The organism is Arsenicibacter sp. R0_47 (assembly GCF_057652235.1).
In genome coordinates this window covers 68434-82470 of sequence record NZ_JBYFCJ010000026.1, presented here as the reverse complement: position 1 = coordinate 82470, position 14037 = coordinate 68434, and the positions used below count along the sequence as shown (strand labels likewise).

The following is a 14037-nucleotide window of genomic DNA, read 5'->3' as shown; positions in this document are numbered from 1 at the left end:
GTAGGCAAAGGTACTAAGTTTGTATGATCAAACGATGTTAAATGAAAACGTACATGAAAGCGATACAATATCAAGGTTTTGGCTTGTCAGATGTGTTGACAATCAATGACATACCGCAACCGGAAATCAAAACAGCCGATGATGTTCTGATACAGGTAAAGGCAGCAAGTGTCAATCCGCTGGACATTAAAATCCGGATGGGTTATATGCAGCAAATGCGGCCGGTTCAGCTGCCGTTTGTGCCGGGGTTAGATGCGGCGGGAATTGTGGTCGCCGTGGGCGATAATGTTAAAAAGTTTGCCGTTGGCGATGAGGTAATAGCCGTAACCATGGCAAATGCCTATGCTGAATTTGTGGTTGCTAACCAGTACTTTGTTTCCCATAAGCCCGATAATCTGACCTTTGAAGAAGCCACGTCGCTGGCCGTAAACATTGGCACCGCCGAAAGTATTCTGTTTACCGAAGGTAAGTTAGAGGAAGGGCAAAAGGTGCTGATTCAAGGGGCTGCCGGATCAGTGGGAGCAACGATGGTACAACTGGCAAAAAACAAAGGGCTTTATGTATATGCCACCGCATCAGGCAGCGGCGTAGATCTGGTAAAAGCGTTAGGCGCGGACGAAGTTTTTGATTACAAAACAACGGATATTTCTGCACAGGGTATTACCGTCGATTTGGTAGCAGATTGTGCGGGAGGACCTGCACAAGCCAAACTATTTGAGGTACTGAAACAAGGTGGAAAGTTACTGAGCATTGCAGGAATGCCATCACCCGAATTAGCCCGGCAATATCAGGTAGACGCCCGGTTTGTTTCGTCAGACCTCAGTTCGGGAAACGTAGAGAACGGATTGCAACTGGTAAAAGAGGGCAAAATCAAACCTATTGTGTCTAAAATAGTGCCATTGGCCGAAGCGGCACAAGCTCAGGATTTGGTTTCGGCAGGTGGTGTAAACGGGAAGGTAGTGTTAGCGGTAAGTTAACCGACGTATTTCAAGAACGTTAGCGGCCTTTTACACGTATCAGATGAGGAATTCCGGGCATACATTTCTCATCTGATACGTATAATGTTTGCATAGGCATATTTGGGCACAAACGATACAAAACGGCTTTTTACAAGGAGTTTGTCAGTGCTTTCCAGTTTACGAGCATTTTACATTCAGGGGTAGCCTGCCATGTTTCCCGCGCTGTTTTCTGCTTATAAACACAATTGAAACTACGAGTACAATAATTTCTTCAAACATGATTGTGATTTTTACTCGTCCCGATAACTTGATACCTTCCCGGGTTTTGTGAATTTTATTCTTTCACCAGTCCAGGTTGTAATGTTACCTGATGCATCCATAAAGGAAAACTCCACTTCATAACGATTACTATCGTCAAAATCAAAGGCACCGGCACACATGTCGTGGCCTATTTTTAATTTGTCTCCCTCAGGTTCTACATAGTAGGTTGTTTCTTTACCTGACTTAATATTTTTAACGGTTGTCTTTACAATTAGTTCTGAGGCATCTTTTGCCGGACTACTAAAAACAACGTGAATAGAGGGACCGCAGCCAAAAAAGACAAGTGTCTTTTTTAAGACTTTTGGCTTTTGCAATAGCTGAGGTTTTTCAACATCTTTTCCTGAAATAACCGTATACGTTACCGGTTCATATTTTTGTGTTATTTTGTTGTATTTATTAAATCTCTCGTATTTTGGTAAGCTGTCAATATGCATTGTATAGCTAAGTCCGGCTTCTAATTCTGTTTCGGGTTTCAGTACTGCCTGAGTTAAATGAAATTGTCCATAATGTACTTCAGTTACAATGAGCTTGATTTTTTTATTTCTACTCTTAAGATAAATAGGATACTTTTTAGTAAGGCCTAAAATTATTTTTTGGCTTTCAGCATAGCCGTTAAGAATAAAAACTGAGTTTTGTTTAATTGTCTGTCCGCCCGGAAAAACCCAAAGTCCTGCCATTGTACATTCTGCAGATGCAGTAGCGGGAAATAGAAGGCAGATTAGTAGTAGTAGTCTTATAACGTTACTCATGGTGTTTCGGCATTTGCGTTCTAAATGCGTGTTGCCCTCCACGCTAATAGCTGCGCACCTGGTAAAAATAATACTTGCGCCAGCATTGTCCCGAACAGTCGGGCTATGGTCATATACACAATATATTTCCTGGTAGCTGCTTTTATCATGGAAAATAAAAAAGCAAAATAGGACTCTCTCATTTTACAAAGAGAAAGTCCCTGATTAGGCTATTCTTTATTTCGCCACCAATTTGCTAAGGATGTTCCTTCAATTGTAATCCAGGGAATAGAAATTACCGCCGCTAAGCCAACAGTAGCAACTTTACCCATTTGCAAAGCAAGAACTGAGGCAAGTGTCGAATTTTGAGTACCTACTTCCAATGAAATTGTTCGACATGTGGCCTCATCAAGACCTGTCAATCGTCCGCTCCAATAACCAAATAAGTAGCCGGTAGTATGGTGAATCATACAAGCCAAAAAGAGCAAAGGGCCTGTATTAAGTAAATTATCTCGACCAGATGATACAATTAAGAGAACTATCAACAGCATACCTAACATTGATAAAGTTGGTATGATTGATTGCAACCAAGAAACCCCGTTCCGAATTAATTTATTGACAACCAACCCTAATATCACAGGAGCTATAATAATTTCGAGAACGTGAAGCACCATTTTCATTAAATCAATTTCTATTAGTTGCCCAGCCAATATTTTCATTAATAGAGGCGTCATCAGGGGAGCAATCAACGTAGAAACTGTGGCAATTGTAATTGATAATGGTAAGTTTGCCTTAGCTATAAAAGCCATTACATTGGACGTAACCCCCGAAGGTACACAGCCAACCAGGATAAAACCTGCTGCTATTTCGGGTGGAAAACCAAAACTTTTTGCAATAATTACACCTACCATTGGCATAATTGTAAAATGACTTACCAAACCAATTATTACTGCTTTTGGTGTTTTTACTACCCCTTCAAAATCCTTCAAACTCATTTCAGTTCCCATGGAAAACATTATAATTTGAAGTAAAGGCACTACCAAAGTGTTCAGTTTAAAATCTCCAGCTTTTTGAAAATATTGTGGATAAAACATACCTAAAGCTACCACTGCAAATGTCCACGAAATAAACGTGGTTTGTTTAAGCTTAGAGTTATTCATTCCTCCAATGGCAAAACAAACCAAAGCGGCAATGATATAAGGACCAATATCTCCTCTATTATTACCCAAAATCAATATACTTAGGGAAATAAGTCCCAAAATGAAGGAGCAAACGAGCAATAGCCTGAATAAATTTTTCATTTGAAAACAATGATATACTTTCAAGGTAATTGTGTTACCCCTAGCATTTTGAGTCAATAAGGGTTAAATGAATAATTATTCGTACAGATTTGGAATAAGTCGTTCGATTTTTTGCAGAAGTGTATGAAAACTGAACATTCCAGCAAGCGGATAACCAGTATCTCGACGCACTTGAAGAGCTGTTTCACTATCAATTTTTATGGTTGGTGTATTCGTTGATTCAGCTAATATTTGAGCTTGACAACTGCGTTCCATTGTTACAAACCACCAGACAGCTTCTTCTACGCTTTGCCCAACTGTAATAAGTCCATGGTTTTGGAGAATGGCTGCTTTATTTTTACCTAATGCCTTTGCAATCCTTGCACCTTCATCTAATTCACCTGCAACACCTCCAAACTCAGTATAAATGGCATGGTCTTCAAAAAATGCACAGGCGTCTTGAGTAATGGGATCTAAGGTCTTGCCCAAACAAGAAAAAGCTTTACCATAAACAGAGTGGGCATGTGCGGCCGCAATAACATCTGGACGAGCTTTGTGTACATTAGAGTGTATGGCAAATGCTGCTTTATTAACCGAATATTTGCCTTCTACTACTTGCCCCGAATGATTAACCAATATTAAATCCGACAATTTAACACTCCCGAACTCTATACCAAAAGGATTTACCCAAAAATGGTCGGTATACTCGGGGTCACGAGCTGTTATATGTCCCGCAACTCCTTCATTAAAGCCAAATTTGTCAAAAATCCGGAACGATGCTATAAGCATTTTCTTGCGGTGTTCACGTGCATCTTCCATAGAATCAAATTCCAAACGAAGTGGAATGCCTTGGGGCATAGGTATTTGCGGAGGTAGATTTGACTTTTCCATTATTTTTAGTTTTTACAGTTGTTAATTATTTTATCTAGTTGAGCCTTTAAATTATTTATTTCTTCTAAATTAAAATCTGTTAATGCCTTTGCCCTATTTTCAATCACAATCGGGTAAATTTTTTCAATAATTTTATTTCCTTCTTCTGTAATATCCAAGACAAACTTTCTTCTATCGTTGCTGTTAATTGTACGTTGTATATATTTTTTTTTGGATAATAATTCGATTATTCTGGTAATAGATGCAAAGTCCTTGAATACCAGCTCTGCAATCTGATTTTGTGAAAGATTTTTATTCTCCTGCAAGGTTTTTAACACTAGCCATTGGTCAATCGTAATATCATAGCCATTTTTTAAGATTTGGTTTTGAGCATATTTTCGATAGACCTTAATTGACTTTTCTAAGGTGTAAAAAATTATTTCGTCTATTTTTTCCATGTTGAGTTATTTGTTTGATGCAAATATAATTGATATATCAATTAAAATCCAGAAAAACATTAAAATATAATTTTGGATGAGTATAGTTCAAAATTTAGCCCTGCAACTGGGCCTGTCCCCAAACACAAGCGATAACACAGTATCCGTAGCCGATACGACTAACTTCAAATAGTTGTTAGTCAGTCATTTAGTTTGCCAGTTTAAGGCTGTTGAAGCAGCCCTTACAGGATAAACTCGCCTTGCCGGGGGGCCTGACTGTTTATAAACAAGAGCCCGAAGTTGCTGAAAAACTGCCGGGCATTGAGGTGTATCAGGCTCAGGTATACCGGATTTGTCAGTATTTATCACAAGCCTTGCCAGATGACCAGTTTAACGTCCCCTCACCAGTTTTAAGGAAATACTTCTTTTCGTACAGATCATCGTCAAGGGTTTTCAACGTCTGAAGCCGGGTGTTAAGTTGCGTAAGGGCCTCGAAATGAAAATGAGCACTTAAAAACTCCTGCTGGTTTACAGCCTCGTTGATAAGTTGTTGAAGGCTTGCTTTCTCCTTCTCTAACGCTTTAATCAACGTTGTTAAGTTGTCCATACGGTATTCTGTTCAATAGCCTTAGTCGTTTTTGTGGATAGTACCGACTCAATTGCCGCTAACGGTTCAGGGCTTTATTTGGGTGGGTTCCGGAGTACAAGGGTGCGGGGGCGCACATTACTCCGCCTGAGGCCAACCCTGTGCCGGTCGTATGTCATTTCCTTCCGGCTATAGGTGTGTCGCTGTCCACGCTAATAGCTGAGCGCCTGGTAAAAATAATACTTGCGCCAGCATTGTCCCGAACAGTCGGGCTATCGTCATATACACGATATATTTCCTGAATGTTGTTTCTGAACATTGCCCCAATGTTACATCATCTGTCATGGCTGATAAATGCGGGTCTATAAAGGCAAACATCAGAATCGTCGCAAAACCATTTATGAACGCCGACAGGTTACTCGCTGTAGTTCTATACTCAGGGTTCAGATAGGAAGCGTAAACAGCAGATAAAACACCAATTGTCAGGATCGCAACGGCGAAAATGTTTAAAATGAAGATTCTCCAGGGGAATTCACTGTCGATTTTTAGTTGAGCGATATTGTCCTTGTGCGGAATCGTCAAATTGTCTTTAAAGTACAGAATACCTGTTTTAGAAAAGCCATGCAGTATCAGCTTTCCCATTGATTTATGAACGCTGAAATTAACGACTGCTTTCGACAAAATCCGTTGAAATGTCGGAATGAGAAAGGCTCCGATAAGTGTAGCCATGGTACAGGAAAGAATGATAAGCCGAAACGTCTCAATGTTGTCGTGCACACCTATTTTAATGTCATTCTCGACTGTCTTTGCCAGAAGCGGTGCCTGAAAACCGTTTGCTGTTCTCGATACAAGCACAAGAATATTAAACAAGGCAAAGGAAATAGCAATCCGTCCTGTCCGGATACCGACTATTCTAACCGAATACGATAGTGTCGTAATCAGGTTGATTACAAATGTCAGCAGTAATACGATTACGATTTGTGTCGTCATTGTTGGTGTCTGTTTGCCTTGTTGCTAACGGTTTGAGGCTACCCGAAGGGTGAAAATTTGACTAGAGAGCCCCATTTTTCATATTTTCTACATATTGGAGAGATGTTCTCTAATCCGTAAGTTAGATTGGCATGAATTATTAAATAGGTGGGAGCTGTCTACAACCGCGGGAGAACTGGGCATTGCCGCTAACGGTTTGCGGCTTGGCGAAGGTGGCAACTTTCACCACTAAACTTCAAACGAAGCACTAAATTTTGATTAACCACTTCACTGTCATAGAAGCACTTAACCCCCGCTTTTGCAAAACGGCTGTTAGCGGTTCGGCTTTCTATTATGGTTGTTTCGTTTATCATTTTACAGAATCAGTAGGCAATAATATTTGTCATTTTTTTTGCATATAGGTTGTCGGACTGCATTGGGCGAACTTTGTTTTAGCAGTTAGAGAAAATTTGTAGTCTGAGATAAAAACATTCAGTAATCTTTGAAATTCCTTTTCAATATTTTCAGCAGGTTTGTCTTCAGGTTTGCCAAGAAAATTGAACAGAAAATAATCTATTGTTCCGTCTGCGTTAAAGTATATTTTATTAAAGCACCTTGTCGGCTTTTCCCATTTAAAATTGTTCTCTGAAAGGAATTTACCAAAGTCCTGCAATAGTTTGATATATGCTTGCTGCATTGCTTCTTGTGCAGATTCAGTTTTGAAAACTGCGAGTGAAGTGTCAGTATGCACTGCACTCGTGTAGACACTGTCTAAATGCTTTATTGAAATTCCTTGTTTCTCTGCATTCTGAAAAGTTAATCCAAGATGTTGTCCAAATGTTTGGAATGAAATTGTCAGTAAAACCGTAATAATGACATTTGCTTTAATCATAGTTCTATTTTTTAAATTGTGTTATGTGTCTGTGTCCTCTTTAAGCTGACCGCTAACGTTTTGCAGCTTGCCGAAGGCGTGGATTTTGAAGCACCGACCTTTCAAGCTAGCACTAATGTTCATTCGGAGCCGAAAAGTTTCTGCCACCACGAACGCCCCGCTTTTGGCAAGGTACTGTTAGTGGTAGTTTTTTATTTTCTCTCCAATATAATTTAGTGCTTTGTCGTATGTTTCAATTCCGTGTCCTACGCTGTTGAATATTTTTGTTTCTATCAGTGTTTTAATCTGCCTTTTGGCATTGGCAACTGAGTTTTGATAAGGAAATAAAAGGTCTTTATCACCAACAAGTAAAAATGTCTCTGCTTTAACTTCTTCAAGTTGCCTGTTCATATAATAAGGTTTTTGCGTCCTATCCTTGTAGCGACTTATTGCGAAAACTTCATAGTCGACAAGCATTTTTTCTGAAAAGTCGGACAGCTTATGATGTGGTTTAGAAAAAATTGCCTTATCAAGAAATTTTGATACATTTATTTTAGTCGGTTTTATTATTGGCAGAATATTAAAATAGAGATTTTTAATGGTCAAGGAAAAGGGTTGTAGGCAACCAGGGTTTAATAAAAATGCTGCCTTTATTCTTTCTGGACTTACTATTCCCAATTTCATACAAATCAGTCCGCCAAATGAAGCTCCAGCAATAAAAGCATCTTTAATATTTAGTTTGTCAAAAACTTCGGTTGCCCAAATACCATAATCCAGTGATTTAATGTCTGGTGTTGAACCGTCACTTAAATTTGGAAGTCCATTCGTTTCAATCATAAAAATTCTCATTTTATGATTTAGGTTGTCAAGACCTTTGTCAAAGTCCCAAATTAATGAAGTGGTTCTTGCTCCTGGGAAAATTACTAATGTGTCCGAGTGTTCTTCTTTTGTGTGAATACCCCAAACTATTGTTTTACCAAGCGATGTTTCGATTTCGTAACGCTCATATTGCCTGCCGTTATTTTTTTCTAATTGTGATACCCAATTTTCAAAATAGTTTCGGTCAGTTTTTTCGTCTTTGAAGTGTGACTTACTGTATATTTTCATTGCTGTCTGTACTGTCATTTAAAATTACCACTAACTCCCAAATAGACGCAACTTGTGCCTATCTAAGACAAAAGTAAGAAATTGTCAAAGTTCTCCAAGAATTCAACTTATTTGCCACACAAACGGCTGATATAGAGGTGGATGAGGGCTGTTTGGCTTTAGGTAGTTAGCTTGTACAATACAAAATACGAATAGTGTATTCTGTATTGTCAGCAAGTTTACTGCTTTACGGACAATACAAAACACGTATGACTTTCATAGCCCGTTCATCGGCTTTGGGAATTCTTCAAACTCTCTGTGTAGCGTAATGGTAACCCCCCCCTCCAAAAAATCCGGGCCTCCCCAATCGGAGAGGCCCGCGACCGTTACTGCAACCGGAACTCGACGCGGCCCAGAAAGGCCTTGTCTGTAAAGAGCTCGGCCGAATAAATGCCTGACTTCAGGCGTTCGCTCAACTCATAGGGGAACGTTAGCCGCTTACCCGCTTTCGAGACGTCAACCACCTGGCTCATGTGGACGGTGACGGGGTTCATGATCCCCGGGGCATCGACCGTCACTTGCCGGCTGTCCTCGGCTTTCAGCGGGCGCTGGGCCATATCTTTCAGGCTGACATAAATCGTCTGTTTGCCAGCCGATGCGTCTGCCAGTTCGTCGGGAAGGTCAACAATAACCGCAATTTTGCGCACGCGGCGGGCCTTTACCGTCAGCTTGTCGCGGCGGCGGATGACTTCGACGCGCAGGGAGTTGGCCCGCAACACGGGTGCTTTCGGCTTTTCTTCGACCTTCTCCGGTTTGCTTTTAAGAATCTGATTTTCGACCAGCAACGCGTCGTTTTTCTCGCGGAGCTGCTGGTTTTCACTGGCGAGCCGCTGATTATCATTTGTCAGGGTATTGAGCTGTCCGGCCAGCGCTGCCCGCAGTTTCCGCAATTCGCTTACCTGCTTTTTCAGCGAACCCAGCGAGTTGTTTTCCTTTTTCAGCCGCGTCAGCACGCGGTCTTTTTCGGCCAGCGTATTGGTCAGACCGGCAAGGTTCTCGTTCAGCGATTTGTTTTCGTCCCGTACCGTTTCCAGCTGACCGGAGATGGTCCTGACTTCCTGCTCCAGCGTCTTTTTCGTGGTCAGCAATGAGTCGGCCTGTTTGGTCAGGGTGTTGTTGGCCGCTTTCAGTTCGGTCCCCTGGTTCCAGTGGTAAATGCCCCAGCCGAGGGAGCCGAGCAGGAGGAGCAGCAGGGCCAGCAGCGCATAGCGCTGGGAGCGTTTTTCGGGGGCTTGTTCTTCCTCCGTTTTTCGTTCGGTATAATAATCCATAGTGGTAAGGTTAGGGTTGACTGTGCTACAAGAATATAGAGTTGTGAGTAGATCAAACATACTCAGCGGCTTAGAAATATATTAAATTTTGATTTTTGTGTCAGTAATACTGCCCGGCGATGTACATGAAACTGCATAACAGTTTAGCCTCCGTATTGCATTATGTTTACACAAATTTTCAATTAACCCATCTTCATCAGGCGATTGCCATGGTTACGACCCGAATCCGAAAAAAGGCTGTTCTTTTCCTGTTTCTAGCGGGGTTTGCGTTTGTGCGACCCTTTACCCAACCCCTGACGGCGCAGCCGCTGAACACGGCCAAACCGTGGACCTACTGGTGGTGGATGGGCAGCGGCGTCACCCGCGAGGGCATTACAAGCCAGCTCGAACAGTTTGCCAAAGCGGGTCTGGGTGGCGTACACATCATTCCGATTTACGGGGTAAAAGGCTACGAAAACCAGTTTAAGCCGTTTCTCGGGCCGGAGTGGCTGGCTCATTTTCAGTTTACGGTGCAGGAAGCCAAACGTTTACGCCTTGGTGTTGACCTGACTACGGGGACCGGCTGGCCCTTCGGCGGGCCCAACGTGACACCGGCGATGGGGGCGAAGCAGTGGAAGCTGGCCGATGGCAAACTGACCAGCGTACCCACCCGGCAGCAGGTGAAACGCCCGGCACCCGGCGGGGCAGGTCTCGTGGTTGATCCGTTCGACAAACAAGCGGTGCGGCAGTACCTGACCCGCTTCGACTCGACCCTGATTCCGCTGGCCGAAAAGCCGCGGGCCATGTATAACGACTCCTATGAAATCTACGGCGCCAACTGGACCGACCAGTTCCTGCCCGAGTTCCGGAAGCGGCGCGGCTACGACCTCAACAGCCAGCAAGCTGCATTTCTGGATACGACCATAGCCGAGGCCAGCGTGCGGGTGCGGCAGGATTACTACCAGACCATTGCCGAGCTGCTGCTCGATCAGTTTACCACGACCTGGACCGGCTGGGCACGCCGGAACGGCTACCTGACCCGCAATCAGGCCCACGGCTCGCCGGGCAACCTGCTGGATCTGTATGCCCTGGCCGATATTCCGGAGACCGAATCGTTCGGCACCAGCAAATTCCCGATTCCCGGTCTGCGGGTCGATCCCGATTACGAACCCGACCGCTTCGGCAACCCCAGCGTACTGGCCATGAAACTGGCGTCGTCGCCCGCGCACCTGCTGGGCAAACCGCTGGTCAGCTCCGAAACCACGACCTGGCTGGCCAACCACTTCAAGGTGTCGCTGTCGCAGATAAAACCGCAGATCGATGAGCTGTTTACGGCGGGGATCAACCATATTTTTTACCACGGCACCACCTATTCGCCGCCCGGTGAGGCGTGGCCGGGCTGGCTTTTCTACGCCTCGACCAACTATAGCCCTTCGACCCACTTCTGGAACGAATACCCCGAACTGAATGCCTACGTGGAGCGTTCGCAGGCGCGGTTGCAGGCGAGCCGGCCCGACAACGATCTGCTGGTGTATTTCCCGATGCAGGACATCTGGGCGCTGCCGGGCAAGTCGCAGGGCGGCATTCAGCAGCTGGACGTACACCATGTGGAGCGGTGGCTGTCGCCGCAGCCGTTCGGCAAACTGTGTGAGCAATTCCGGCAGCAAGGCTTTACGTTCGATGCCGTTTCGGATGCACAGCTGACGGACCTACGGGTTGTCAACGGCCGGATTGTGTCGAAAGGCGGCAGCTACCGCATAATTGTGGTGCCCGACTGCCGGTATATGCCTGAAGGCACCATGCAGCAGCTGGCGCGGCTGGCAGGGCAGGGGGCTACGATTGTTTTTGAGAAAAACCTGCCGCAACTGGCGCCGGGTTTCCGCGATGCGGCCCGCCGGAATGCGTCGGTCAAAACAATAGGGCAGGCATTGGCCAAACGGCCGGGCGTTCGGGTGGCTGCCGATGTACCGGCCATGCTGACGGGGTTAAAGGTGCTGCCGGAAGCGTTAGGGGCGAACGGTCTGTCGTTTATCCGGAAAAAAGCCGATGACGCGGCCCTGTATTTCGTCGCTAACCTGAACAACCGGTTTACGGAAGGATGGGTGACGGTGAACCGGCCGGTGTCGCAGCGGTTTGATCCGCTGACCAACAAAACCGAAATGCTGATTACCCGCAAAAAAACAGACGGCAGCGATGAGGTCTGGCTGCGGCTGTTGCCGGGGCAGTCGTGTTTTCTGAGCAGCCTGGTGAGTTCAGATGCGTGGGGTTCGCCCTCCATTGTGCCGAAAGTGCAGAAGACGACCACCTTCCGTCCGCTGATGCAGCTGAGCGGCCCGTGGTCACTGTCGTTCGGTGCGGGCAAACCGGCGCTGTCGGGGACGCGTACGCTGGCGCAGCTGACGTCGTGGCCGGCCCTCGGCGACTCGGCGGTTTATTTCTCCGGCAAGGCGATGTATACCACCACGTTTGACCTGCCCGCCGCGCCGCAGGCCAAAACGACCTATCGCCTCGATTTGGGCGATGTCCGCGAAACGGCCCGCGTCTGGATCAACGGCCACGACGCCGGTCTTGCCTGGTCGATTCCGTTTGAGCTGGAAATACCGGCGGGCTGGCTGAAACAGACCGGCAACCAGCTGAAGATCGAGGTGACCAACCTGTCGGCCAATTACATGCGCCTGCGCGACAAACAGCAACCGGCCTGGAAGAAGTTTTACGACATTAACATTGTCGACATTACCTACAAGCCGTTCGATGCGGCCCGCTGGGAGCCGATGCCGTCGGGATTGCTCGGGCCGGTGCGCGTACTGGCCAATGACTAGATACCCCCTGCGACATCCGGACTGCTGACCAGGACCGGATGTCGCATTTTTACAATACCGGGCGATTTTGCACCCGTATGTTTGATTCCGCAACCAGACATACCCCGTGATGCAGACGTCCCTGACTACCGGCGTGGCCGGTCATTCCCCCCCCTCCCGATCCCCCCGCGTCCCTGACCACACGACACCTTGTGTGCAGGCGGCCTTTCCCGATTGCGTATTTGCCCGCAAAAACATGGAAAACCATGAGGCAAAATCATGGTTTTCCATGACCGGTTGGTTCGTGCCGCTTCCCCAATTTTACCAGCAAAAAAGATCTGGCTGTTTGTCGGTGATTAATACGTAAACCCGTTTTGTCTGGCGGTTAATTGAACACATCTCACATGAAACCCCTCAGTATTATCCTAATTACAATAGCCTTTGTCCTGACCGGCCGTGTGGCGTTCGCGCAGATTGGCATGGGAGGTACCCCTCATCCCTCAGCGGTGCTGGACCTGAAAAGCCCGGCTAATAACAAAGCCTTTTATCCGCCCCGGCTGACTTCGGCGCAGCGCCAGGCCATTGCCAATCCACAGGTAGGGGCCCTGGTGTTCGATCTGGATAAAGGTAAATTATATCTGTTTGACGGACAGAACTGGCTCCCTCTTTCCACCGATACGTACAACAATCCTGCTCCGATTGACCGGTTTGCCAGTGATGGGGAGCCGGGTGATTTTTTTGGCTTGAGTGTCTCGATTTCCGGAGATTACGCGCTGGTGGGAGCACCTAACGATAAAGTCGGGGGCATTAGCGTTCAGGGGTCGGCGTATGTATTTGTGCGTTCGGGGAGTACCTGGGTACAGCAAGCTAACCTTATTGCCAGTGATGGTGCCGCGGCTGATTTTTTCGGTGCCAGCGTGGCCATCTCGGGTGATTATGCCCTGATAGGTTCACGTGCGGACGATAACAGCAAAGGTTCGGCGTATGTGTTTGTGCGTTCGGGGAGTACCTGGATACAGCAGGCCAAACTCATTGCCAATGATGGTATGATCAATGATAACTTTGGGATGAGTGTCTCGATTTCCGGAGATTATGCCTTGATTGGTAGTTCAGGTGATGATATCGGTAATAATACTGATCAGGGTTCGGCATATGTGTTTGTGCGCTCGGGCAGTAGCTGGAATCAACAAGCTAAGCTTACCGCCAGCGATGGTGCAACCAATGATTTTTTTGGGTCGAGTGTCTCTGTTTCAGGGGATTATGTATTGGTTGGTGCTCCGTACAATGATGCGTCGGGCTTAATTGATGCCGGTTCGGCCTATGTATTCCTGCGATCTGGCAGTAGCTGGTCACAACAGGCTAAACTCGCTGACAACGAAAGTTCAGGGAAAAGCAACCTGGGTAGAAATGTTTTCATAACAGGTACGTATGCGGTCGTTGGGCAACCTGGACAGGGAACGAATACGGGACTGGCATTTGTATTCGTACGATCGGGAGTTAATTGGGTCTTACAAGCAGTACTCGCCGCCAGTGATGGGGAGCCGGGTAATAGTTTTGGCTTTAGTGTCTCGATTTCCGGAGATTATGTGCTGGTGGGTGCTCCCGGCGCTGCTGTGGGCGGCAGTACGAGACAGGGGGCAGCGTATGTGTTTGTACGCGCTGGCAGTAGCTGGACACAGCTTCGGAAAATAACCGGCAATGCACCGGCCACTACCCAAAACGGGTTTTCTGTTTGTTTGTCCAACGGCGTATTCATTATCGGCGGGCCGGGCTTTCAGAATTATAGAGGCAAGGTAGCATTCGGGACTGTGGAATGAGTTGT

At 46.0% G+C, this 14037-nt stretch carries 13 protein-coding genes; 3 read left to right on the top strand and 10 right to left on the bottom strand.

Features of this window, described 5'->3' with window-relative positions:
• The first annotated feature begins 53 nt into the window (after positions 1-53).
• Positions 54-977, top strand: coding sequence for an NADP-dependent oxidoreductase (locus AC23NW_RS28445; RefSeq protein WP_487453834.1), 924 nt, complete (start codon positions 54-56; stop codon positions 975-977).
• A gap of 272 nt (positions 978-1249) precedes the next feature.
• On the opposite strand, the gene AC23NW_RS28440 is transcribed toward AC23NW_RS28445, so the two are convergent.
• The 10 genes from AC23NW_RS28440 to AC23NW_RS28395 all read right to left on the bottom strand — a co-directional run bounded on the left by AC23NW_RS28440 (position 1250) and on the right by AC23NW_RS28395 (position 9438).
• Entirely contained in the window at positions 1250-1957 is a 708-nt protein-coding gene (locus tag AC23NW_RS28440) for a hypothetical protein (protein ID WP_487453833.1), read from the bottom strand.
• A 92-nt stretch (positions 1958-2049) separates the two neighbouring features.
• Positions 2050-2178 carry a lipid II flippase family protein gene (locus tag AC23NW_RS28435; RefSeq protein WP_487453858.1) on the bottom strand — a complete coding sequence of 43 codons (129 nt, stop codon included), beginning with the start codon at positions 2176-2178 and terminating at the stop codon, positions 2050-2052.
• A gap of 60 nt (positions 2179-2238) precedes the next feature.
• On the bottom strand, positions 2239-3309 hold the full coding sequence (locus AC23NW_RS28430; RefSeq protein WP_487453831.1) for a bile acid:sodium symporter family protein: 1071 nt from the start codon (positions 3307-3309) through the stop codon (positions 2239-2241).
• A gap of 75 nt (positions 3310-3384) precedes the next feature.
• Positions 3385-4179 carry a class II aldolase/adducin family protein gene (locus tag AC23NW_RS28425; protein WP_487453830.1) on the bottom strand — a complete coding sequence of 265 codons (795 nt, stop codon included), beginning with the start codon at positions 4177-4179 and terminating at the stop codon, positions 3385-3387.
• A gap of 5 nt (positions 4180-4184) precedes the next feature.
• Entirely contained in the window at positions 4185-4616 is a 432-nt protein-coding gene (locus tag AC23NW_RS28420; protein ID WP_487453829.1) for a MarR family winged helix-turn-helix transcriptional regulator, read from the bottom strand.
• A gap of 334 nt (positions 4617-4950) precedes the next feature.
• Positions 4951-5202 carry a hypothetical protein gene (locus AC23NW_RS28415; protein WP_487453827.1) on the bottom strand — a complete coding sequence of 84 codons (252 nt, stop codon included), beginning with the start codon at positions 5200-5202 and terminating at the stop codon, positions 4951-4953.
• Positions 5203-5370: 168 nt separating this feature from the next.
• Positions 5371-6171 carry a lipid II flippase Amj family protein gene (locus AC23NW_RS28410; RefSeq protein WP_487453826.1) on the bottom strand — a complete coding sequence of 267 codons (801 nt, stop codon included), beginning with the start codon at positions 6169-6171 and terminating at the stop codon, positions 5371-5373.
• 382 nt (positions 6172-6553) lie between these two features.
• Positions 6554-7042 (bottom strand): hypothetical protein, encoded by a 489-nt coding sequence (locus AC23NW_RS28405; RefSeq protein WP_487453824.1) that lies wholly within the window; start codon positions 7040-7042, stop codon positions 6554-6556.
• A gap of 177 nt (positions 7043-7219) precedes the next feature.
• Entirely contained in the window at positions 7220-8146 is a 927-nt protein-coding gene (locus AC23NW_RS28400) for a serine aminopeptidase domain-containing protein (RefSeq protein WP_487453823.1), read from the bottom strand.
• 347 nt (positions 8147-8493) lie between these two features.
• Entirely contained in the window at positions 8494-9438 is a 945-nt protein-coding gene (locus AC23NW_RS28395) for an SH3 domain-containing protein (RefSeq protein WP_487453822.1), read from the bottom strand.
• A gap of 209 nt (positions 9439-9647) precedes the next feature.
• On the opposite strand from AC23NW_RS28395, the gene AC23NW_RS28390 reads away from it, so the two are divergent.
• Positions 9648-12236 (top strand): glycosyl hydrolase, encoded by a 2589-nt coding sequence (locus tag AC23NW_RS28390; protein WP_487453820.1) that lies wholly within the window; start codon positions 9648-9650, stop codon positions 12234-12236.
• Between the two features lie 383 nt (positions 12237-12619).
• A complete protein-coding gene (locus AC23NW_RS28385; protein ID WP_487453818.1) occupies positions 12620-14032 on the top strand; it encodes an FG-GAP repeat protein in 1413 nt (470 codons plus the stop codon).
• The last annotated feature ends 5 nt before the right edge of the window (positions 14033-14037 follow it).

Bases quoted from the DNA above. Each gene is read 5' to 3' on its own strand.
- AC23NW_RS28445 (WP_487453834.1), top strand. From the start codon at position 54: ATGAAAGCGATACAATATCAAGGTTTTGGCTTGTCAGATGTGTTGACA.
- AC23NW_RS28420 (WP_487453829.1), bottom strand. From the start codon at position 4,616: ATGGAAAAAATAGACGAAATAATTTTTTACACCTTAGAAAAGTCAATT.
- AC23NW_RS28410 (WP_487453826.1), bottom strand. From the start codon at position 6,171: ATGACGACACAAATCGTAATCGTATTACTGCTGACATTTGTAATCAAC.
- AC23NW_RS28395 (WP_487453822.1), bottom strand. From the start codon at position 9,438: ATGGATTATTATACCGAACGAAAAACGGAGGAAGAACAAGCCCCCGAA.
- AC23NW_RS28400 (WP_487453823.1), bottom strand. From the start codon at position 8,146: ATGACAGTACAGACAGCAATGAAAATATACAGTAAGTCACACTTCAAA.
- AC23NW_RS28440 (WP_487453833.1), bottom strand. From the start codon at position 1,957: ATGGCAGGACTTTGGGTTTTTCCGGGCGGACAGACAATTAAACAAAAC.
- AC23NW_RS28430 (WP_487453831.1), bottom strand. From the start codon at position 3,309: ATGAAAAATTTATTCAGGCTATTGCTCGTTTGCTCCTTCATTTTGGGA.
- AC23NW_RS28390 (WP_487453820.1), top strand. From the start codon at position 9,648: ATGGTTACGACCCGAATCCGAAAAAAGGCTGTTCTTTTCCTGTTTCTA.
- AC23NW_RS28435 (WP_487453858.1), bottom strand. From the start codon at position 2,178: ATGATAAAAGCAGCTACCAGGAAATATATTGTGTATATGACCATAGCC.
- AC23NW_RS28405 (WP_487453824.1), bottom strand. From the start codon at position 7,042: ATGATTAAAGCAAATGTCATTATTACGGTTTTACTGACAATTTCATTC.
- AC23NW_RS28425 (WP_487453830.1), bottom strand. From the start codon at position 4,179: ATGGAAAAGTCAAATCTACCTCCGCAAATACCTATGCCCCAAGGCATT.
- AC23NW_RS28415 (WP_487453827.1), bottom strand. From the start codon at position 5,202: ATGGACAACTTAACAACGTTGATTAAAGCGTTAGAGAAGGAGAAAGCA.
- AC23NW_RS28385 (WP_487453818.1), top strand. From the start codon at position 12,620: ATGAAACCCCTCAGTATTATCCTAATTACAATAGCCTTTGTCCTGACC.